Source organism: Candidatus Bathyarchaeia archaeon, assembly GCA_035935655.1.
GTDB lineage: Archaea > Thermoproteota > Bathyarchaeia > 40CM-2-53-6 > 40CM-2-53-6 > 40CM-2-53-6.
On the sequence record DASYWW010000059.1, the window covers coordinates 1 to 21,928 of the forward strand.

Consider the following 21,928-nt stretch of genomic DNA (forward strand, 5'->3'; position numbering starts at 1 on the left):
GACCATTTCCACCCTGGTTCAAGCACCGCCCTTCCAATGCTGGCTCCGCGAAAGTTGATTAGTTGCAATTTGCCTTTGTCGAATTTCCGCAGCTCATCCGGCGCGCCGAATTTCTTGACTTTCGCTTTCGCCATCACACCCTGTAAGATTGGAACTCATTAAAGGGTTCCCTTGCTTGTCATGATGGTTCTCGCCTGTTGCAGAATTCCGGAAGCAATTTCGCGCCCGGTCGTATCCTGAAGGACGGGCCCGGTGGGATTTGAACGTCCCACCCATGTTTTGGGGGTGGGATTTCCCGGAAATGTCAGTCGTTGCATGCCCTACACGATCCTTGCGTGTTAGATAAACGGTCAGTATCTTCCTCTTTCGACCTAAGAGGGCAAGAATCAAGACCTTTACCGGTCAAATAGACGTATCTGAGTCGTTAACGCCTATGGTAGACAACAATGATGCCGAAAGGAGTTCGAAACCTAAGAAGAAACGCGAAGTGAAGGGCCGAAGGGCTCTCTCCATCTTTCCGACGGATATCGGGTCGCTCGAAATGGGCGAAGTCGCAAAGCTGTCCTTCAAAACCAATGGGATGGCAGACCAGGTGCTTCAGGCACTACAGAAACATGGAGTAGAGGCGGGCGACAAGCGGAAGAAAGTAATCGAACAGGTCAAAGCAAAGTTTGCGTCTGCAGCTGACCCGACCATCCGGACTCAGGTATATCGAGGAATTGTCTACCTTCGAGAGGTTCCTCATCCCTGATGGCGTCGAGAGAGGCTGATCGACAATTGCTTCTTCCTCGGGTCTATCCCGACTTCGACCACGTCCCCTGCCTCGAACGGAAAAGCCGAGTCCTTGGCAACCTCTGTAGGCACGTAAACGAAGAACTTGTCGTATCTCTTTCCTCCGGTCGTCGTAGGCCTGTTTACGAATCTGCCGAGACCCTTGTAAGCCAAATTTGGTGCTACAGCCTTAAGTACGCAAGTAATCCGTTTCCGAGCACCAATTTGGTGTCACAAGCGCGGAGGCGCCTGCCGCTGAGGTCACAATTCGCAGTCGAATCACAGTCAGAGACTCCCAAGGGGCAGAGTCGCACGCCTCTGACTTTGGCCATGATCGTGATCCTTGCCATTGCTGTTTTGGCTGCACTGGCCTTTCAACAGCCATCGGCCTCGCCCCCAACAAACGTTCAGATCGTCGTAGTCTATCCTGGCACATGGCAAGGGGCGTATGGCGGCATTGGCTCCTCCGGCTCGATTGTAAGCTGGAACGGCAATGGAACCCGGTCGGTCACTCTTATCAGACCTACGGGTTCCTACGCTTGGATAGTCTCAGCGAACGCACAGAAGCTTGATCCATCTTCTTCACTTCTCTCGTTGCAAGTCTTGGACTTCAATGGCAGAATTCTCGCCCAAGCGAACACATCAGCCCCATACGGGGTAGCTCAGGTCGAACTTGAGGTGAAATGAATTGGATTCTCCAAGACGCCTCCCAACTTTCGATCACGAAGGGAAGGTTTGGACTATCGATTTCAGACTGCGCGAATTCAGATTCATTGTCTTCGGAAGGCTACCGGAGTTCGTCCCGTTTGACAGCGAAGAGGGCCAACGGATGCTACGCGCTCTTCAGGAACGGCTGGTCGTAGGTTAGCTTCTGCCGGTCTTTGGTTCACGGCATTTGCATCTAACTTAAGAAGAATCCTCTTGAAGATACTCGAGTGATATGCGGGGAAGCAAAAGCGAAAGTACCACTCGCCAGCAACTAATCGATAAGGCACTGACTGAGGCTGGGTGGCCAGTCGAAGACTTCAGGGCGAATGCCGATTATGACACGACTGCGGTGAGGGAGTACGAGACAAGCAAAGGGCCTGCCGATTACGTTCTATTCGTTAATGGCGTTGCTCTGGGCGCAGTGGAAGCCAAACGAGAGGGGCTCGACCCTCAGAATGTCTTGTCTCAAGCAAGAAGGTATGCGAAAGGTTACAACAACGGGTCATTTGTAATTGGCGAATACCATCTTCCTTTCGTTTTCTCGACTAACGGGAGAAGCATTTGGTTCCAAGACTTAAGGGAAGAGGGCAGTCGGTCGAGAATAATCTCGAAATTCTGGACGCCCCAAGGCCTCGAAGAGCTCTTCTCGCGGGACCTCGACTCCTGGAAGGAGTGGCTCAAAGTCAATCCGAACAATCACGCGATCCTATGGGACTTCCAGAGGGAGGCGGTGTCAGCGGTTGAACGCGCTCTAATCTCGGGTAAAGATAGGATGCTTGTGGCAATGGCGACCGGGACTGGGAAGACAATCGTTGCAGTCTCCTTGATTCATAGACTCCTGAAATCGGGAGCCGCACGGAGGGTCCTCTTCCTCGTAGACCGGAGGGCCCTGGCGGCCCAGGCGGTGGGGGCCTTCGCCTCTTTCGAGGTCCAACCGGGTCTGAAGTTTGCTAAAGAGTACGAAGTCTACAGCCAAAGCTTCAGACGGGAAGACGTTTCCGAACTCTCAAAGTTCAACTCCACCACCCTCCCTGAGGAGTATCTTCTCAATCCTGACGCTTCGAAGACATTCGTCTACATCTGTACGATTCAGCGGATGAGGATGTACCTCTATGGGAAGGAAAGCATCTTCGAGGAGACATCTGGCGAGATCGATGAGGAACCTGACATTGATGCCTTGCCGATACCAATCCACGCGTTTGACTTCTTGGTCGCTGACGAGTGTCACAGGGGATACACGTCTACGGAAGAGGGGAAGTGGCGTCAAGTTCTCGACCACTTTGACGCCGTCAAGGTTGGACTGACTGCTACTCCGGCAGCCCATACGACTTCATACTTCAAGGACATAGTCTACAGGTATGACGTGGACCAGGCCGTGAGGGAGAACCACCTCGTCGACTATGATGCAGTCGACATCGAATCGGACATAACGATGAAGGGTCTATTCCTGAAACAGGGAGAATTAGTCAAGCTAGTCGATCCAGCTACAGGATCAGCGACCTACGACGCGCTGGAAGACGAACGGGAGTTCGACACCACAGAGATTGAAAGAAAGGTAACGGCCGTTGATAGGAACCGCAAGATAGTGAAGGAGTTCGCAAAATATGCTCTCGAGCAGGAGAAGGAGCTCGGGCACTTCCCCAAGACTCTCGTGTTCGCTGTCAACGACCTACCGTTCACCTCTCATGCCGATCAGGTCGTAAACCGGCTCAGGGATGAATTCGGAAGAGGGGACACATTCGTCGAGAAGATAACGGGGAGCCCGACGGTGGACCGCCCCCTGCAGAAGATTCGGGAATTCAGGAACCGGCCCGAACCCTCAATCGTCGTCACCGTGGACATGCTCACGACGGGGGTGGACGTCCCAAGAATTGAGAATCTTGTCTTCTTGCGCCCCGTGAAATCCCGAATCCTATTCACTCAAATGATGGGGAGAGGAACGAGGAAGTGTGACGAGATCAACAAAGACCATTTCACGGTTTTCGACTGCTTCGGCGGGACGCTTCTCGAGTACTTCCGCAAAGCCACGGACTTCACAGCTGACCCCCCGACCAAGCCTTACCGGGGCATACGTGAAGTTCTTGATTCGATCTATGGTAACAGGGATAGGGACTACAACGTACGAGTCCTCGTCCGCAGACTCCAGAGGATAGAGAAGAGCGTTTCAGCCGAAGGCAGGGAGTCGTTCGCTCGATTCATCCCAGGAGGGGACCTCGCAGGGTTCGCAGATTCCCTGCCGGACCGACTCGAAACTGACTGGCCAGCAACGATTGATGTCCTCAGGAACAAGGCCTTCCAGGACCTTGCAGAGAACTATCCACGGGCAAAGGTTGACTTCATCATATCAGAGGGTGCGGAAGACTATGTCACTTCCCAGTATGTATTCCGTACCATCGACGGGAAGGAACTGAAGCCTCAAGACTACCTTCAAGCCTTCGAGCGGTTTGTGAAGGAGAACCCTGACCATATTCAGGCCCTTTCAATCCTACTTGGGAGGCCTTCCGATTTTCACACGGCCGAGCTCACAGAGCTCAGGAAGAAACTCGCTTCTCGTCCTGAACGCTTCACTGAGGAGAACCTCCGCAGGGCCTATCAGAACGAGCTGGCCGACATCATTTCGATCATAAGACACGCGGCAAAGGGCGAACCTCTCATGGCTGCCACAGAAAGGGTCGACAGGGCGATTGCGAAAGTGCGGGTGGGGAAGACCTTCAACGCGGAACAGGAGAAATGGCTGAAACTGATTCGTGACCATCTAATCAAGAACATCGTGGTGGATGAGCCCGACTTCCAGGGCATACCTTTCTCGCGACACGGAGGCCTGGAGAGGGCCGACGAAGTCTTCGGGGGCCGTTTGGTCCAGATTATTCAGCAGGTCGATGAGGCGATGCTGACCTGAGTGAAGTCGTCAACAAGCTATGGGGATTCTGCAACACCCTGAGACACGACGGGATAGGGTATGGAGATTACATCGAACAGCTCACATACCTGCTCTTCCTCAAGATTGCGGAAGAGAAGGAAATCAAACTCCCTGAGGAGTGCGACTGGGCCACCCTTAGACGAAAGTCGGGAACAGACCTTCTCGACTCCTACGCGAATGTGCTGAAGACGCTCTCGGTACAGGATGGTGTCCTCGGTGACATCTTCGCTGGATCACTCTCAAGATTCCGGGAGCCGGTCAACCTGAAGAAGCTGATTGGCATGATCGATGAAACTCAGTGGTCGGCACTTGATGTCGACGTCAAGGCCGATGCCTACGAAGGCCTCCTCCAGAAGTATGCAGCTGAGCAAAAGGGGGCCGGGCAATACTTTACTCCGAGAGCCGCCATCAGAGCCGTCGTCCGCTGTATCAAACCCGACATCCGAGAGAAGAAGGACTTCACAATCCACGATCCTGCCCTCGGAACCGCAGGCTTCCTAATCGGAGCCTACGAATGGATGATGCAGGAGACTAACGAAGGTGCCCTCCTCTCAAGGGAGGACAGGGAAAGGCTGCAGAACAGGACCTTTTCGGGCGGCGAGCTTGTCCAGGATACACGCAGGCTGGGGCTGATGAACCTCTTCCTCCACGAAATCCGCGCCGAAGTCTACTACGGCGACAGCTTGGGCGAGGGACCCCATACCTCCAAGCGATACGACGTAGTTTTGACAAATCCCCCATTCGGATCGAAGGGGGCAGGAGAGGCGCCGGACCGGGCCGACTTCACTGTAAGGACCGCCAACAAGCAACTCAACTTCCTCCAGCACGTGATGAACATCTTGAAGCCAGGCGGGAGGGCCGCAATTGTTCTCCCTGACAACGTCCTCTTCTCCGAGAATGCTAACAAGGTGGTCAAGCTACTTACTACAGATTGCGAACTCCACACCATACTCCGCCTGCCGGTTGGGACATTCACTCCTTATTCGTCCGGTGTCAAAGCGAACATTCTTTTCTTCAGAAGGGGTCTTCCAACTAAAGAGACATGGATCTACGACATGAGGACGAACTGGGAGAAAGTAACCATAAGACATCCATTGACCGTAGACCACTTCAAAGATTTCATAGCCTCTTACGTTGCCAAGCCGCGCAAGGAATCTGAACGCTTCCAGAGGCGTTCGATTGAACAAGTTAGAGAACGCGATTACAACCTCGATATCGCTTGGCTGAAAGAAGCGTCAGAGGGCGACGTTGAAGAGGCTGCCGAGCCCTCCGAACTTGTAGCAGAAGCGCTAACCCACCTTGAGACCGCAGTCGACTCGCTGACCGAACTATCATTGAAGCTGAGCAATGGGAAGGGTTCCGAGAATGAGAAATGAAACGATACCTGCTGGCTGGGCACGGGCTGAGCTTGGAGACGTCGTCACCCCAGTGCGCCAGCAAGTGACGCCGGCTGAACAACCGAATACTTATTTCAATTATCTCTCAATTGAAAATGTCGCGTCTGGTTCTGGGCGGCTCGTAAATTTCAGACCTACAATTGGACGCGACATACGGAGTGCTAAGTACAGGTTCACCCCCAAAGACTTGCTCTACAGCAAACTCCGACCATATCTCAATAAGGTTCACTTGCCAAGTTTCAATGGGATCAGCGCGACGGATTTGGTCCCGTTGCGCCCATCCGATGGAATCTCACGAGAATACATTGCTTACTATCTGAGAACCCAAGCTGTCGTCGAGTACGCCCGAGAGCATGTGCGGGGCATACAACTCCCGAGGCTTCCAATGAACGACCTACTTTCCCTCAGGTTACGAATACCTCCGACTAAAGAACAAGTTCGAATCGTGTTCAAAATCGAAGAACTCTTCAATCATCTGGAAGCCGCAAGGCAGGCTCTCAACAAAGTTCCGTCTTTGATGCAACAGTTCCGCCGGTCTGTCTTGGCGAAGGCGTTCCGAGGGGAGCTGACGGAGCGCGACTCGGGGAATGGATCAGCAGTCGAACTCCTCGAGAGGGTCAAACTGGCCCGGAGAAAGAAGTGGGAGGATCAACTTGGAGTCAGAGGTAGTCGCAACTACAGTGAACCAGTTGGGCCAGACACGACTTCGCTACCGGTCTACCCCCGAGAGTGGTCGTTAGCGAGCTTACAGCAGATTGCGTTTGTCGAGAGGGGCAAGTTTTCATTTAGACCTAGAAACGACAAAAGGTTCTACGGCGGAAAACATCCTTTCATCCAGACAGGTGACATTTCGAACTCTAGCGGCAGGATACGAAGCTTCAAGCAGACTCTGAACGACAGTGGGTTAGCGATTAGCAAGATGTTCAAGCGCGGGACAATTATGGTCGCCATCGCCGCAAACATCGGCGATTCCGCTATCTTGGAATTTGATGGCTGCGCTCCTGACAGTGTGGTGGGCATTACTTGCGTCGAACCCATCCTCCCCGAATACGTTGAATTCTACATACGTACGAGGCGGTCTGATCTTGAGAGATTCGCCCCTGCAACGGCGCAGAAGAATATCAATCTCAGGATTCTCAATCCCCTGGCTATCCCGATACCTCCAATCGCCGAACAAGAGCGAATCATACGGAGAATCTCTGAAGGTCTCGCAACAGCTGACCTCGTTGAGGCTCAAACCAGAGATACTTCAAATAAGTTAGAATCGCTCATGGAGTCAATCCTCGTCCAAGCCTTCCACGGCGAACTCGTTCCTCAGGACCCGAACGACGAGCCTGCGGAGGGGCTTCTCGCCCGATTGAAGGTGAGCTCAGCTGTCTGATCTTAGTGATCCATTAGTCTGGCTTCCGATTGCCCTCGGAGCTGCAGCCCTTGCCATCGCCATATGGGGTCTGTGGAGGGAGTAGAAAGACAGGGAAACCTCCAAGGCAGCCCTTAACCTCCTGAGGACAATGCGGAGGGAGATGAAAGCGACACAGTCAGCTTCCGTGAGTCAGGAGTTGCGAAAGCGGGAGGAGTTCGAGTGGAAGAAGCTGAAAGACGTCGGGAAGGCCATAGGATGGGTCTTGGACCGGTTAGGCGAAGATGAATGAGGGGCAAAGGAGAAGGGACTTGGTCTTCCCCGAAGCACCTTCCTTAGATACGTCGCCAATTCATCGCTGTATCCCAGTTCTCTTTGGTGATGTCACGGTTGCCATTCTTCAACAGCTGTGAGCACATCATTATAGAGGCTGTCGAACAAGCCAGCGGCAAACAGCGAAGTCCATTATGAGGCAATCAGAGACCTCACAAAACTGCTGCAGAGTTGTGAAGTTCCACCATTCTCTTTTCAGCAGCCCTCTCGGGTTTAAAACGCCCCGAAGACTTTGGGAAAGCAGGGGCGGGCGGAACGGAAGTTTGATGGGATTGATTCTTCAAGGAATCTGATCTTCTCTCCTCAGGTATGCGCCGATCCCAACAACAGCATCACGCAACTCTTTCCATATGGTGGGCGTCCGCATGTTGTACTCCTTGTTCGGTATGGCTTCCACTTCTAGTGAAACAGAAAGGTAATTGGCGTCGAAGAGTTGGAACGCACCTCGCAGATAAGCGAGGGCTTTCCGAAGTCTCGTGTGTGAGGTGGTAACCATGTTCAGGGTCGGAGGCCAACTGTATGGATCGAGCTCCCTGAGTGCCATATCGACGAGAAAGAGGGTCAAGCCCAGCATGAACTTGTCTTCTGAGGTATCGTCTTGACCACGCCCACTCTTTGCTTGGAGATTCTTGATTTTGCTGTAGGTCCAATCCAACTGCTTGACGGAGTGCCACAGCCCGTCCTCGCTCCGTGGCCCATTACCTATGAATTCTTTCCTGAGCCGGTCTCGAGCTTCTTCGTATCCCTTGAGCGCTTCGGCCTTCCAGGACCCCGTGACAATATCTTTCAGACGGTCTTCCGCCTCTGGCGTAGAATCGAAGTCCCAGAGTTCGTATTTGGCTATGGGATTCCGAAATACTGACCAGTCCCGGGCCTCTACGGTGTAGTCAGTTAGGGTGCCCGTTGGTCTATCGAACCAATCCTCGGGAATGATGCGAAGTGCCCCTGCGGGAACTGCAAGTTGCTTGTTCTGAGCAAAGTAGTTTCTCGCCTCGTTTTCGAGTTTAGCGCGTAATTCAGGGGAAACATCGAAGATTTCCTTTGCTTTGAGCTTCAATTCCATTTCCTCGGGAGAAATTCTTACCTTCCAGATGTATGTGCGTCCATGGGTGGACGACACATTGACAATCCCTTGCTCCTCGAAGGCATGGAGTAATTGTAGAGCCCGCTTGTCGCCAACTCCTATGTGTTCTGCCAAGTCACTTGCAGTAAAGCCCGAGACATTCTCTGTTGTTGAACGCGTTCGGAAGATAGTCTCGAAGGAACGGAGCTTCTCCAACTCGGGGAGCACATCTCTCAGCCTCTTCTCCAGTCCCGTTGCCATGCTGAGAATGGGGTCCCGTCCTATCTGGAGGGCGTAGTAAGCATCCTGGGGGAGGGTGAATATGACTCTGCGGCCCCCGACCAAGGCGTAGGGGCGTTGCCTGTAGTGCAGCAGTGCAATGAGCTTGGTGAGTACTAAGACTTTGTCGTAGTCTCCCCTCGCCCGTAGAACCTTTGTATCGAGAATCTCCCCAAGCGTCTCAGCCGTGGTGACTATGATGTCGGAGTCCTGCAACAGTTCTATCAAGGCTCGCAGGAGTAGGTCCGTCCTGAGGGGTTTCTTCTCGCCAGTCAGGACCTGAAGTTTCTCACTTTCACGCTGTGCCTTGTAATGGATGACCTCTCTGGTTGTGTCAGCACTCTCGTCTACATTGATGATGTGGGTTCGCCGCTCGAACTGACGCTCCAGATGGACCACAGTGCTTGTAGTGATCATGCTCATTGATGGTATGGTGCGCTGTACCGTTCCCATCTGTCCAGTTTCCGGGTCCTTGGCGGCTACCTCGATCGTGTACCCCTGGTCGTCGCCCGAGAGGAACCTCACAGTCGAGATTCCCATCTTCTGGTCATTCTCCAGCCCCAGCATTTCCTGAATGTACAGGATGTTGAAGTTCGACAGATTGCTGTAGTCTAAACCGTGCTCAGAGAAGCGGGCAATCTTCTTGGTCTTGAAAGGTCCTGTCAATACATTTGCAAGATGGGACTTTCCACCCCCTGGTTCCCCCTTCAGAACCACGATTTGCTTTTCCCCGGCGTCATTGCGGAGCCCCGAAAGCAACACTATGAAGACATAGAGCTTGTTTCGGATTTCCCGGACTATGACGTGGTCCAGCACCCTTCTCAGCTCAAGCAGAGGACTAGGAGCCTCGAGTATCCTCTCAGCTTCCTTTCTAACGATGTCTGGTATGGGTTCCAGAGGGGTTTGGCCACCCGGTGAGTAGTTGACTGCGTCCTCAACGACGCGCTCTAGGTCGCGCAGGTCTGTGTATGGCGGGTCGCACTTCTCAGCCCATACCTTGAGCATGGAGAGAGTCGAGGTGCTGTCCAGTTTGCTGACATGAATCAAGAAGTTGGCTATCTTAAGGGCGGCGGTATGTCGACTACCCTCCTTGACTCCTTTGATGGCTTGTGGAACTGTTATGCCAGACTTTCTTAACCCGAACTCAGCGAAGCGCTCCATGACGGTGGCTTCCAGCCCTCGGACGCTCATGATGTTAGTCGTCTCGCTAATGATTTCATACTGTCCACCGCTTGGATGAATTGAAGGGGGCATTACAACGATTGTTCCCTCGCCTTGCACGTCCATATCGATGATTCCTTCCTCGTGCCCCCTCCTCGTCTTGACGGCAGAGTCGTTGAAGAGATAGACATGTATGCCCCTGCCAGACCCAGACCTAACTACTAGCGTCTCCCTGAGGAGCTTATCGCGTTTATCTTCGTCTGGGAACCACTTCTCAAATGTCTCCATATCCTCAAAGTCCAACACAACAAGGTTGTTCGAGATGGCTCCACAAACAACGCCAATGTTGGATGCCTCCGAGAACCTATCGAAGTCAGCGAACCTTGAGGTCTGGTACACCTTCCAGTCAACGGCTGGTTGTTTCGACTTGGATTGAAGGGGAATGACGTTCAGCCCTTGGGCACTGTACCGCCGCGCGACTTCAAGAATCGTTTCTCTGCTCATACAAATTCGGGAATTGATTCATGGCAAATAGAATAAATAAGTACTAGAACCAATACTCATGGATGGGTATGAGTTCTTTCGAAACGTCTAGGACCGAGGCGAAAGCATCAGAAATGGCTGGTGCCTGGCAATCCGAAGGTTGGGGCTCGATTCGTGCTGATGAACTCTGGAAGAAGAGCAAGGATCGTTTCTTCACCAGTAAGACCGATTTCTATTACGCGCTGAAATGGTTGGGCAAACATGGTACCATTCAAAGGAATGCGAAGAGCCACAAGAAGGTCTACTATATGTTAACCAAAGACTACGAAGACGTCCAAGCAGCTACAGAGGCAGCGACCGCCGAAATGACTGCGTGGAGGAAGACACTTGGCAAAATTCCGCCAAACGCCCAGGATGCAGATGTTTATCGATACATGGTGCCCTATCTCTTTGCGTTGTTGTACGAAGAGTGGAAGGGAATTGGGCTGATCCCGAGAGCGAAACCTCAATTTGTCCCACTTGTTCATAACCTCTTCAAAATCAGCACCACTGAATTCATCAATCAATTGCAGGATACAGGGCGTCGCTATCCACAGCAAACTAATTCGTCCGTGCGACTCATAGACGGAGTCTTGATCGCGGTAATGTTGGACCTCTTCAAAATACTCTTCGACAGAGAAATGAAGATCGACAAGGTTGCACAAGAGCATGTGAAGATTGCTATTGAAGATCTAATCAAATTCAAAGGGGAACGATCCCCAAAGCTCAGCCTCCTCAAGTTGTGAAATGTCTTGCCCGGCAAGACAGAGCAGGTCGGCTCTTGCAACTTGGTTATTCTCGTTTGAAATCATTCATATGTTCAGAACTAGGTTTGTAAGGTTAAATTATGAGATCTACTCCCTCGGTTTGTGGTAACTGAAAGGAGTCGGACCACTGATCGCGCAATCAAGGTTATTGATCTGAACCTGAAAAACGGCATCCTTGGGGCCGCCGTTATCGTTGCAAGTAACTACGTGCAATTAAGATTAGGATCCCTTCTAGCAGACCACTATCTAAGTCAGCGAAGGGAGTAGATGGGCAGCCATAGCAGCGTTGATCAGCAACGGTCAACCACGCGACCTCATCAAGAAATGCAAAACTCTGAAGATACTCATAGGTAACGAATCGAAGCGACTCAACTCGCTTTTCGAGTAAAGGAACAATGCGGCCCACCAGACGTTGCTCTGGAGGGACGAGGTACGCCTGAAGACATCGAAGCCGGAATTGGTCAAGCAGGCACACTCGGTATGTGAGAGCGCGAAGTCCTTTCTTCAGCGAACAGGTCTGCCTGATTAGTGCGGTTTAGTGCGGAGGCCAGACCTTAGTTTTGTGTAGGCAGATGAGTAATGACCTTTATGCGCGGCGAGATTTTGCACGAGTAGATCGGGTCGCTATGATGGTCGGACTAGTGACGTGTTGTTTGATTTCCTTGGACACAACCTTCGCTTGCTTAGATTTCGCTTCCGCTTCCTCCAGCAGGCCAGGTTTCAGCAAGGCTTTATCTCCAAAGTCAGGATGTTTCAGAGATATCGGTCGATACATCGCGGCTTCTAGTCTCGCCCACTGACTGGAGGTGTACAGGTACTCGTCCTTCTTGAATGAAACATCTACGTACCGGAGCCTATTCGTCATCTTCTCTTGCATGTCGATCAGTTTGCTAACGACGAAGTGACGATACAGACGAAGGAACCCCACTATACCTGATGATGAGAGGTACATGTACCCTGTCCTCCTCCAATGCCCCCAAATGTCCTTACCGACACTCTGAGTGAATACTTCCCTTACCGCCTTGAAATAATCGTCCAACTTATCGCCACAGAATTGGACGTAATCTGCCAAATTATTTTCGGTTACGGGCCGTCCAAATACTTTTGCAAAGTATTTTCCTTTGGGATCTACCAGCTCAGCCAAGCCCCAACGGACAATCGACGATCTCTTGATCCTGCCTTTGTATGCTGGCAAAGACTTGATCTCGATTCTATCATGAAAGGCTCCATCATCAAGGTCATTCAAATATCGAATCGTCTTATTGCCAATGGCCTCAGGATCAAGCGGTTCGATTATCTCCTGTAAGTTGTAAAGGAAGTCTGATTTGACGCGCGTCTGGTTAGAATTGATGTCTCTAAACAACCTGGCTTGTTCCTTCAGGATACTCTTCTGATCACCACGGAACAATACCAACGTAGCGATTATTTCTGAGGTTTCCGCCATTGAACCTATTTTCTGGTCATTGGATTTTTCACGCGAATCAGTCAGACCGTAGAAGTCCTGGGTGAATGCCATTAATCTATGCTGACCGTCGAGAATGCAGAAACTCCCAAACATGTAAGGAAGATTGATTGGAACAACAGCCGGGTTCTGCCTGTGGGCAGTGACCTCGGGTTCTCTGAATATCTCATCGGGATCTGTCTGTGGTGAGGGGCTGATTACGATGTTGTTGGCAAACGACACGTTTCCTGTCTGAATGAGATAGTTCCTTATGCTGGCGAGTTTCCCAGGACTAACCATTCTTTGAAAGCTATCGCTTCTCCATCCTTCGTTTCTCAGGACATAACTGCGTTCTAGGAGTGAGCGTGGACTTATCTTGAATGTGAATGTGGTATGCCCGAATACACCGGAATCGATCTTGATTGATTCGAATGGAACAGTTGCCCTTCTGGTCTCTGCCTCAATAGGCGGTAAGACTTCAGGAGGCTTGAGACCAAAATAGTCGAACAGTTCGAATCTGGCGTACTTCCTAATGGTCCCGCTGATCGCCTTGAAATATTCAAACTTGTCTGAATCCCAGACAAAGATCGATTTCTGTTGGCGTGGAATCCTCCCTTCGAGCGTTTTGCATGGCACACTGGAAATGTATGGGTCAACATAGATCCCAACCAAGAGACATTTCGTGGCATCAATTCCGAGGTTTCGACCGAATTTCTTCTCAACTTTGTCAATTAGGTTCTTGAGTAGTACTCGGTTCTGATCGAGTCTCTCGAAATTCTGGACGAAAGCATCGAAATCCCTGGGTAAAGAGTCGTTCTCTCTGACTCCCCACTTTTGTGTGGTCCACTCGATCAGCCATACAACTCTCTCCGAGTAAGCCATCAAATCCAATTCGCCTTGTGTACCCTCTCTCTTCCTCCGTTTTCCCATTTTGACTAGCTGAGTCTTTTCTAACAAGTCAAACCGGATGCCTTCGATATGAATTGACTGAATGCCAGAATGTCCGAACAAATTGAGAATATCTGTTATGGTGTATTTCATGCCAGCCGCCTCTTGCCAAGCTCTACGTATGTGGGATTGACCTCGATCCCTACAGAATTTCGCCCTAATTCATTCGCAACTTTGGCGACTGTGAACGTACCGGCGAAAGGATCCAGCACCACATCATTCTTACTGCTGCTGGTTCCTATTAACAACCGTAGTAGCGTAAGAGGCAACTGACATGGGTGCTCTTCATTGAACCGGTCATGTGAAACATTCTTCAGAAGGTTGAAACTCAGAACATCGACCATGCCTTCGACATCGAGACCGTCATTCAGCTCGATCAAATCGAGCGTGTGCAACAGGTCGTATGCCACTCGCCCTCGAAGCCCAACCTTCATCCTCTTCTTGACTTTCGACACGGTCGGGTTTTTGTAATGCTGGATCAGTCTTCTCCTGTGAAAGACGTAGTCATTGCCCTTTGTAATGAAAAGGATTGATCGCTGACTGCGTGTAAAGTTCTTCTTTGAGTGACCGATATTTGTTGGATAATGCCACGTGATCCATCGTCTGAACTTGAGCTCAAGCTCGTCTTGAATGTATGGCAATAGTCGTGCGTTTATCTCAGGATAGCTGATCAGGTACATGGATCCCTTCTTGCTCAGAACTCTGGCACATTCCTCCAACCATCTTTCACACCAGGCAAAATACTCGGTGGGCTTGCGTCGGTCTGTAGCCACCCCGTAGTTCAATCCCCTGTTGTATGGTGGATCCGTCACGATAAGATCGATCGAATCGTCTGGCAGTAGTTTGATCGAGGCTTCAACATCTCCCATTATGAGCAAGTGGATACAGTCCTCTTTTGGTACCACAACTCCCTGTTCTTCAGGAAAAGAATGCAGGAGGGCCGTCATCCGAGGATTGACCATGGAAGAGTGCATCTGTCGCAATCCGATCTGCACCCGATTTCCTGAGATTCGACATTATAAATCAGTTAGCGAATTCACGAAATGAATCGTCTTTGGTCATTCGTATTTCAGTAGAAGACACTGCGTCGCCGAGTTAGACGAGCGTCTTGCGGGGAAGGTCCAAGGCCCGGCATTGGAAGCACCCCTTGAAATAACGCGAACGGTGAGAACGAAGTAACCCCCCGTTACCTCCCTTCTCGGAACCATCCGAACCATGTCCTCTCACAGTTCCTTGTCCTCCTTCCGAAGGACTCACGGAAATCTCTTCCAGGATTCGATCTCTTCTTCCAACTGGCTCGCTTCTTTCATCTACTCGCCTTTACCGCAGCAACCTCTTGCACAAGTCGCTCGGTTCTCGCTTGCCAATGGAATTCACAGTATCGCTCCTCTCCGTCCTTGTGAGGAATAATGATCGTGGCGAGCTTCGTGCACCTGTCACAAAACTGAACGAAACTCAAGGGGCTTTCAATCCGATCAACGGCAAGCCCACCATTCTCTACGTCCTCCTTCAACATCTCGAAGAGTTCCTTTGCGATCTTCCCAACTACATTCGCCCCCATGCTAGCAGTATCTCAGGTTCCACCTCCCTCACGGCCACGTGAGGATGCTGTGGACCACCCGGGGCAGAGTCCCGTTCAATCATCGCATCCCACACACCTGACCTGCGGAAGTCTGCCTCTGGGCCTTCTCAGCACACGTGAGATTCCTCGCCCGTCGTTGACGAGGTAATACTCGTATTCGTCCTCCTCTCCAGCGGTGTCGTAGTCACCCACCTGCAGACTCACTCCTCAACAACAGTTGTTTCACATGCAAGCATCTCCCTCAGCTGTCTCGCGTATTTCCTCACCAACTCAGGGTTCAACCCCATCAGGTCTGCGAGATATTTCGCCGTGACTTGTCGTTGGCTCATTGATTCCGAGAGCGACAATTCCGCCTATAAGCACCAGCAGAATCTGGACCTGCTTCTACTGGAGGGGGATGTCCGAACCTGATGCGACGGCCCAGTTAATCACTTTCGGAAACGCCTCTCCCAGCATCGAATAGACCCAAGAAGCCCGTGTTGTCTTTAGGCGGATTCCAATCACTCAGATCCATGAAGAAGGGGTGCCCACACTGCGGGTCAAGCGTCAGCGAGTCGTGGCATGAATCCCATGGATTGGAGAGAATCGACCGCGGATGGGTACAGGCGGGAATTCCAATCGTCGGAAGGGTCAAGATCGAGCGCCAAGTCGTTGCCGTTGTCTATGTCTGTCTGAAAACGAATCTGCCCTTTCTGGTAGCTTTGCCCTTCGCGAAGTAGGAAAGCTGACCTATTTCTCCACAGGTTGGTTATGAAACCCTGTTGAATGTTTGAAAAGCAGGCGGGCGAGTGAGGTCCCGTCGAGAGTGGTTGCCTCGTAACGCTTAGGAACCAATAGGTTGCGCTCTCTCTGTAGGCTACAATTCGATGCTTTGCTGGACCCGAATCAAAGATTGCTTCAAGAGGTGGATTGCCTTTTCGACTAGGGCTATTGCTGTCTGGCGGGTCTCGTGCCTGAATTCAATTTCGTCAAAGGTACTGAGCAGCAAGGTGATGCTGTCGCTGATTTCACGTGGCATGTAGTCGCCGTAAAGCGCCCTTGTTCTGATCGCACATAACTTAATCTGGTTCAATACGATTCTGGCGAACTTCACGTACTCCCTCCAAACTGTTTCCTCCGCTTCTTCGATTCGACCCTTGACCAAGGCTAGCAAGTCGTCGATTGAAGTCTTGAACCTACCTTCCAAGTTAGCGATTGTGAGGTCTTCGTTTAGATTCAGAACGTAGCTTGCAACGCGCGGTCCTGTAATCCTCTCAACCGGTTTTCCCCTAGCCCATCCGGAAGGAATGTAAATTTTGGCCTCTGTAACAGTAGAAATGAGACGGGGAGAATGGTCCATTCTAATCAAGTGTATGCGGTCTAACTGTTCAAGTGCTTCTTTGTGTTCTCTGATGGAGAGGTTCGTTACGAAGGCCAACTCCGACTCCCGGCTACCCTCTTTCTTTGCTACTTGACATATTGCAAGCGCTACGAAAGTCTGAGCGGCAGGGTTCAGCATACCATCTTGATTTGTGGCGATAATCAAAGCATCAATTGCCTTCCAAATGCTGTCCGAATCATTCGAAAAGTCTTGGGCTGTCAATCTTTCTCACGATGCTTCCCTTTGGGCCGTCCAGCATTGAATCAACTAGTGCGCCTACAAGCACCGCTCCTAACGCTATAGCGCCGATGGCTATTAGAGAGCCGACCAAGTCTTGTTTTCCTGTCTTAGACAATGCAACCTTGGATTCAGTGTGTCCGCATGCATTGCACTTTCGATAACCCAATGCAACTACTGTAGTGCTAGTGTCCTTGCTTCTGCACTCTGGGCACACTGATGCCATGGTTCACAAGGGCGGGTTCGGCAAATATAAGCAATAGATTAACATTAGGAATCGGGCGCTGAAACTTCGTATGTGACCACTCCTGGAGTTTGGTGTTCATAGAGTGTTGAGTTTCTCAAATTCTTCTCCACACACGCCCTCTACACATCAAATTCCGAAGTAGCACGACCTCCCTGGGTAAGTAAACCAGGGCTGAAGTTAACTTAGCCTCGGAGGTGGTGCTACATCGCAGTTCTTGTGCGCTAACGCGATCGTTCGCGCAGGCGCAACCTGCAAAAGAGAGAGCGCATATCATGCTGATATACCATAAGGACATGCCACAATCTGGTACAGGGACAAAGCTCGACGACTTCGACAGGAAGATTCTCGCCTACCTGCTGAAGGAGGACTGGCCTGTCACGACTGAGACGGTCGGAAAGGAGCTAAGGATATGCTGGAACACGGCCCAACTTCACCTGTACAAGCTCAAGTCAGAAGGGCTAGTCAAAGGAAAGAGAGTCGGAAGGCAGAACCAGAGGATGCTGACGGACAAGGGAAGGACGACTAGCAAGTAATCCTGAGTTTCAAGTGTTTTTGAGCCTAGATTATACTAGGGCGCCCTCGGAAGGAAACGTATGATAGCCGGGGGGAAAACCGACGAACGAGTTCTAGCCCTGGGCCTGATAGCCCAGTTTTTCGGAACCAGGATGGGACTGAGGAATCACGTGGAGTTCATGGCTACCATGGGGATGAGTAATCTCGTGGGATCGTATAAGGCAGCCAGCATTAGAAACGGACTCGACAGCACTTATCCCGACCCAGGCTCATTCTCGAGCTTCGTACAGGCTCTGCTCTTCAATCACAAGCTTGGGACACAGGAAGTAGCCGAGCTTGAACTCTATCTGAACATCCTGGGATACACAATCAAAGAAGGCAAGGTCATTGCTCGCGTTGGTACATTTCGCTTGGCGGAAACTGCAACACAGTCAATCTATCTGCCTCAGGCCCAGAAGATGGCGAGAGCCTACGCTGTCCTCCATGTCCTAGAGAATGAACTTCGGCATTTTGTCATTGCCAAGCTCAAGGAAGCTTGGGGAAACGAGTTCGAGTCGAAGATTCCCGCAGAAATATCAGAGAAATGGCAGAAGCGAATTGAAGGTGAACGGCTCTCCCCCTGGCATGAGACCGAGATTGGGGAACCAATTGCTTATTCAAACTTCAAGGAACTTCGAGAGGTCATCAACAAGAACTGGCTGCTGTTTGAGCCATATTTCAAAGACCGAGCAGGTGCTGTTAGCCGACTCGATGAGTTAGAGATACCCCGCAATACTATTGCGCATAATCGCCAACTAAAGGATTCGGAGGTTGACCGCTTGATTCTCTTCTCTGGAGACATTCTCCGATGTATTCGAAGTGAGTGAGGCTCCGACGAAACCCTGCCGAAGCTCCTGACATCTAGACATATCTTCAGATGAAGAATCTCATCTACAAATGAGTAAGGCTCTTCATAAACACATTCAACCTCTCTGCCTCCCCCTAGGAGCCAAGACCTCAAAATCGGGAAGACAGCCGGGTCTAGCCCGGCCGTCCCTTTCCTTCTTCTATTTCCTATTCCTATTTTCTCTTTTCTTTTCCATTCATCTCCTTTTCAATTAATACACGATTGATGTCTGATGTCCGAACAGTTGTTCAGACAGTGTAATACGTAATTTATCTAATTTATCACTTCAGTCTTGCGTTCTAGGGTAATCTTGATTATCGGAAAAATGCCTACGAACCTGACCTCTACTGACCACCCGCGTACGGCTGATCGCTTCAAGGTCGACTTCTAACAATGGCTCGCTGAATCCCCATTCTCTGTTCTCCCCCTCCTGAGGCAACAAGGTGAATCCCTCATGTTAGAAAGGGTCGTTCTCTGATTTAACCTTTCATCGAGGAAGGGTTAACAGGCAAGGTGGGCTGTGCTTTGGGTATGCCCGACAAGCATTTTCAGGTAGACATGCAGCTTGCAGTAGGATTCGTAGTCTCCGCAAAGTCCGAGAACGATGCCCTGGTCGTCGCAGGAAAGCAGATGAAGGAAGCGCTGACCGAGAAGTTCAAAACTTGGGGGCTGCGAATAGACCTCCAAGAGGCAGTGGCCAAGCAAGCTACTCCTGTTGATAGAAAGCCCTAGCGGTCTCTCTTCATACAGATGCACCCACCCTCTCTGTCTCTCAGACTCTCTCAGAGGCTCTCTCTGACTCTCCCTCACACACATACACACACGGGCACACAGACACAGACAGACACAGGCATGCTAGAACAGACTAGCACAGAAACACGAAAAACCGATCACAGGGGCAAAGGAGAGAGAGAGGCTAAGATCTGCGGTCGCCGGGATTTGAACCCGGGTCTCTGTTTCAGAGGCTGTCCAACACCATCAAAATTGTTAGGTCAAATTCAGCTGAACGGCTTACTTTTTTTGGATGAGTGGTTGGGTCGCAGGGCGCTTCAGAAGACGCCCGCACTGCGCTCAGGTGGTCTACTGTCTCGCCGGTCGTAACCCCACGCCTGTGCGAGTCTACACTTGATCTCTTCAAGCAGTTCGGGGGTGATTTCTGATGTCTCTGTTCTTCCCATGCTTCTCTCGGCTGCCTTGATTCCTTCGTCGTCGAGGCCGAGTTCGCGCAACAGATCGAAAGCATGTTTCTTCTTGATTTCCTGCTCGTCTGGTGCCCGCATTACCAACAGGTTGGGCATCGCCTTGCGGTAGTCCGTGCGAATCTCCTCAATCGGTCTCTTGTAGTATGTCTTGAGATAGAACTGGTGCCCCATGAGTGCGTGGGCCGCCGTCTCGCCCATTGGCTTCACAACGGCGCTGAAGAAGAACTTGCGAAAGATATGTGCGTGGACTTTGTGGTATTTGTGTCCGGGAATTTTGTCGCCCAGCCCGAGTTTTGGCAGCCAGCGATAGAGAATCATGCGATACTCGTCGGGCCCATTCCTGCTCGCGTTGCCGCGATAGAACAGAGAGTTGGTGGTCCCAAGTTTACGTTGCTCAATCAGCTGTCTGAAGAAATCTGCACTCTCATCGGTGACGAAGACCTCCCGGCTAATCCTGCCGTGCTTGGTCGCCTTTGTGGTTTCCTTGCGAATCGAAACGCGAATTGGGTTCTCCTCAAGGTGGAGATCGCCCACACGAACTTGCAGCGTTTCGCCAATCCTCGTTCCCGCATCCTTCATCATAGCCGTTGCCGCCCTCACCCATAGAGGCATGGGGGAGAGCAGTATCTTGCGGATGGTCTCACGCTCGATTGCAATGTCCGGTGTTTCCTCCGCGATTGGCAAAGTCACCTTCTCTCTGAACTTGTCATTGCTGATGTCGACTCCTTGGTAGCGCAGGAATTTCTTGATCCCCTCCACGTGTCGATGGACTGTTCGTGGCATGATTGGCTCGCCTTTCAACCTCGGACAGGCGTCACCACGGGCATCCTTCAGGCCAAGCGCCCAGCCGACGAATCTGTCGAGCATGACGTAGACCGCGTCGTCCCTCCAGTCGCGAGTGCTCAGGTCGTCTAAGATCACCTGGAGGACACATTCGTCATCGCCTTCCAGTCCGAGTCTCGCCCGTCCGAACTGGGCCAGTTTGGTCACCCCCCGCATGTATACGTCAATGGTATTCTGGGATTGAGTGCGCCTCAGCACCCTTTCTCGGAATCCATCGAAGTCCACTTTCGTGCTTGACGAAGGCATTAGATGCACCTCGTCGATACAGCCACGTCAGCCACCAAAGAAACGAGGTGACTGGCGTTTTGTCCACTCCACACCGAGAAAAGGACAGGTGCGGGCCCGGTGGGATTTGAACCCACGACCTCTGCGAGCCTCGCTCCCTACAGCTTAGAAGGATTGGCGCGACACGCTCTGCCACGCTATCCGTACTGCGCTACGGGCCCAACGAGCGTCGCCCGGGGTTTCGACATAAGGCTTTCCCGTTCGAATCCAAGTGACTTGTCACTTGAGAGAGGAAGAAATCGGAAGGTTTTATCCTGTCAGAGGCGAATCGGGCGCCCTTGGCCGCAACCCAGCAGCGGCTCTTTGGAACCAATGGCGTAAGGTTCGTCCCCGGTGTCTCCAACGACCTCGACTTCGCCATCAACCTCGGAGAGGCCATCGGCACATTCTTCGGAAGTGGCGAAATCCTTGTGGGCCAGGACGGGCGCATCTCCAGTCCCGCCCTTTCAAATGCCGCAGTCTCAGGCCTGATGAGCTCGGGTCTGGACGTAGCCGAGGCCGGACTAGTCCCGACACCTGCACTCCAATATGGAGTAAAGACCATGGGATTCAAAGGAGGTGTGATGGTCACCGCCTCGCATAATCCTCCACAGTACAACGGTCTCAAAGTCTCAGGCTCCGACGGCGTCGAAATCCCCCGCCTCGACGAGCAGCGGGTTGAGAAAATCTACTTCGACAGGTCGCAGAACAAAGCTGACTGGAAGACGATTGGGGTGTCGAGGCAGGAGCCATCGGTCGTCAGGAACTACCTGAAGGGGATTCTATCCAGGGTCAACACCAAGGCGATCGCTGAAAGGAAGTTCGTCATCGTCATGGACATCGGGAACGGCGCCCAGTCCGGGGCTGCGCCCTACCTCGTCGAGTCATTGGGATGCAAGGTCATTACACTGAACTCGGTAGTGGACGGGAGCTTCCCCGGAAGGGGACCTGAGCCGACTCCCGACACACTGAAGGACCTCTCAGCCGCTGTGAAATCGGTTGGCGCGGACCTGGGCGTGGCCTACGATGGAGACGGGGACAGGTCGATGTTCTGCGACGAGGATGGCCGGGTCCTTTGGGGGGACCAGAGCGGCTGCTTGCTGGCCGATTTCGTGCTGGAAAAA

Annotated in this window: 22 protein-coding genes and 1 tRNA gene; 13 read left to right on the top strand and 10 right to left on the bottom strand. The window is 51.7% G+C overall.

The genetic code is table 11. The annotated features are described in order from the left end of the window. Positions 1–433: 433 nt before the first annotated feature. A complete protein-coding gene (locus tag VGS11_10980; GenBank protein HEV2120608.1) occupies positions 434–751 on the top strand; it encodes a hypothetical protein in 318 nt (105 codons plus the stop codon). Here the strand turns inward: VGS11_10980 and VGS11_10985 are convergent. After that, complete coding sequence (locus VGS11_10985) at positions 742–945, bottom strand: hypothetical protein (GenBank protein ID HEV2120609.1); 204 nt, start codon at positions 943–945, stop codon at positions 742–744. The genes VGS11_10980 and VGS11_10985 overlap by 10 nt on opposite strands. A 54-nt stretch (positions 946–999) precedes the next feature. On the opposite strand from VGS11_10985, the gene VGS11_10990 reads away from it, so the two are divergent. The 6 genes from VGS11_10990 to VGS11_11015 all read left to right on the top strand — a co-directional run bounded on the left by VGS11_10990 (position 1,000) and on the right by VGS11_11015 (position 7,448). Then, complete coding sequence (locus tag VGS11_10990; protein ID HEV2120610.1) at positions 1,000–1,458, top strand: hypothetical protein; 459 nt, start codon at positions 1,000–1,002, stop codon at positions 1,456–1,458. 1 nt (position 1,459) lies between these two features. Beyond that, positions 1,460–1,639 (top strand): hypothetical protein, encoded by a 180-nt coding sequence (locus VGS11_10995; GenBank protein ID HEV2120611.1) that lies wholly within the window; start codon positions 1,460–1,462, stop codon positions 1,637–1,639. A gap of 72 nt (positions 1,640–1,711) precedes the next feature. Further along, positions 1,712–4,378 carry a type I restriction-modification enzyme R subunit C-terminal domain-containing protein gene (locus VGS11_11000; protein ID HEV2120612.1) on the top strand — a complete coding sequence of 889 codons (2,667 nt, stop codon included), beginning with the start codon at positions 1,712–1,714 and terminating at the stop codon, positions 4,376–4,378. Then, the gene (locus VGS11_11005; GenBank protein ID HEV2120613.1) at positions 4,375–5,775 is read left to right on the top strand and encodes an N-6 DNA methylase; all 1,401 of its coding nucleotides are present in this window, start codon (positions 4,375–4,377) and stop codon (positions 5,773–5,775) included. The genes VGS11_11000 and VGS11_11005 overlap by 4 nt, the downstream gene beginning before the upstream one ends. Beyond that, positions 5,765–7,177 (top strand): restriction endonuclease subunit S, encoded by a 1,413-nt coding sequence (locus VGS11_11010; GenBank protein HEV2120614.1) that lies wholly within the window; start codon positions 5,765–5,767, stop codon positions 7,175–7,177. Before VGS11_11005 ends, VGS11_11010 begins: the two co-directional genes overlap by 11 nt. A 142-nt stretch (positions 7,178–7,319) precedes the next feature. After that, positions 7,320–7,448 carry a hypothetical protein gene (locus VGS11_11015; GenBank protein HEV2120615.1) on the top strand — a complete coding sequence of 43 codons (129 nt, stop codon included), beginning with the start codon at positions 7,320–7,322 and terminating at the stop codon, positions 7,446–7,448. A 321-nt stretch (positions 7,449–7,769) separates the two neighbouring features. On the opposite strand, the gene VGS11_11020 is transcribed toward VGS11_11015, so the two are convergent. Further along, complete coding sequence (locus VGS11_11020; protein HEV2120616.1) at positions 7,770–10,496, bottom strand: bifunctional DNA primase/polymerase; 2,727 nt, start codon at positions 10,494–10,496, stop codon at positions 7,770–7,772. Positions 10,497–10,564: 68 nt separating this feature from the next. Here VGS11_11020 and VGS11_11025 point away from each other — a divergent pair, with 68 nt between their 5' ends. Next, entirely contained in the window at positions 10,565–11,260 is a 696-nt protein-coding gene (locus VGS11_11025) for a hypothetical protein (protein ID HEV2120617.1), read from the top strand. Positions 11,261–11,867: 607 nt separating this feature from the next. Here VGS11_11025 and VGS11_11030 read toward each other — a convergent pair. From VGS11_11030 to VGS11_11045, 4 genes are all read right to left on the bottom strand, one after another. Continuing rightward, complete coding sequence (locus VGS11_11030; protein ID HEV2120618.1) at positions 11,868–13,763, bottom strand: DGQHR domain-containing protein; 1,896 nt, start codon at positions 13,761–13,763, stop codon at positions 11,868–11,870. Further along, on the bottom strand, positions 13,760–14,617 hold the full coding sequence (locus tag VGS11_11035; GenBank protein ID HEV2120619.1) for a DNA methyltransferase: 858 nt from the start codon (positions 14,615–14,617) through the stop codon (positions 13,760–13,762). The genes VGS11_11030 and VGS11_11035 overlap by 4 nt, the downstream gene beginning before the upstream one ends. Positions 14,618–14,976: 359 nt before the next feature. Further along, complete coding sequence (locus VGS11_11040) at positions 14,977–15,231, bottom strand: hypothetical protein (GenBank protein ID HEV2120620.1); 255 nt, start codon at positions 15,229–15,231, stop codon at positions 14,977–14,979. Positions 15,232–15,452: 221 nt separating this feature from the next. Beyond that, positions 15,453–15,599, bottom strand: a complete 147-nt coding sequence (locus VGS11_11045; protein ID HEV2120621.1) for a hypothetical protein — start codon at positions 15,597–15,599, stop codon at positions 15,453–15,455. A gap of 165 nt (positions 15,600–15,764) precedes the next feature. On the opposite strand from VGS11_11045, the gene VGS11_11050 reads away from it, so the two are divergent. After that, positions 15,765–15,971, top strand: coding sequence for a hypothetical protein (locus VGS11_11050; protein ID HEV2120622.1), 207 nt, complete (start codon positions 15,765–15,767; stop codon positions 15,969–15,971). A gap of 137 nt (positions 15,972–16,108) precedes the next feature. Here the strand turns inward: VGS11_11050 and VGS11_11055 are convergent, their stop codons facing one another. Next, positions 16,109–16,834 carry a hypothetical protein gene (locus tag VGS11_11055; GenBank protein ID HEV2120623.1) on the bottom strand — a complete coding sequence of 242 codons (726 nt, stop codon included), beginning with the start codon at positions 16,832–16,834 and terminating at the stop codon, positions 16,109–16,111. Beyond that, positions 16,809–17,075, bottom strand: coding sequence for a hypothetical protein (locus tag VGS11_11060; protein HEV2120624.1), 267 nt, complete (start codon positions 17,073–17,075; stop codon positions 16,809–16,811). Before VGS11_11060 ends, VGS11_11055 begins: the two co-directional genes overlap by 26 nt. Before the next feature lie 293 nt (positions 17,076–17,368). Between VGS11_11060 and VGS11_11065 the strand changes: the two genes are divergently transcribed. From VGS11_11065 to VGS11_11075, 3 genes are all read left to right on the top strand, one after another. After that, a complete protein-coding gene (locus VGS11_11065) occupies positions 17,369–17,629 on the top strand; it encodes a hypothetical protein (GenBank protein HEV2120625.1) in 261 nt (86 codons plus the stop codon). Positions 17,630–17,689: 60 nt separating this feature from the next. Then, complete coding sequence (locus VGS11_11070; GenBank protein HEV2120626.1) at positions 17,690–18,475, top strand: SAV2148 family HEPN domain-containing protein; 786 nt, start codon at positions 17,690–17,692, stop codon at positions 18,473–18,475. Between the two features lie 578 nt (positions 18,476–19,053). Continuing rightward, a complete protein-coding gene (locus VGS11_11075) occupies positions 19,054–19,227 on the top strand; it encodes a hypothetical protein (protein HEV2120627.1) in 174 nt (57 codons plus the stop codon). A gap of 317 nt (positions 19,228–19,544) precedes the next feature. On the opposite strand, the gene VGS11_11080 is transcribed toward VGS11_11075, so the two are convergent. Then, positions 19,545–20,786, bottom strand: a complete 1,242-nt coding sequence (locus VGS11_11080) for a site-specific integrase (protein ID HEV2120628.1) — start codon at positions 20,784–20,786, stop codon at positions 19,545–19,547. A gap of 91 nt (positions 20,787–20,877) precedes the next feature. Further along, positions 20,878–20,986, bottom strand: a tRNA-Arg gene (locus VGS11_11085). Between the two features lie 117 nt (positions 20,987–21,103). Between VGS11_11085 and VGS11_11090 the strand changes: the two genes are divergently transcribed. Next, a partial coding sequence (locus VGS11_11090; protein ID HEV2120629.1) for a phosphoglucosamine mutase occupies positions 21,104–21,928 on the top strand: 825 nt, incomplete at its 3' end.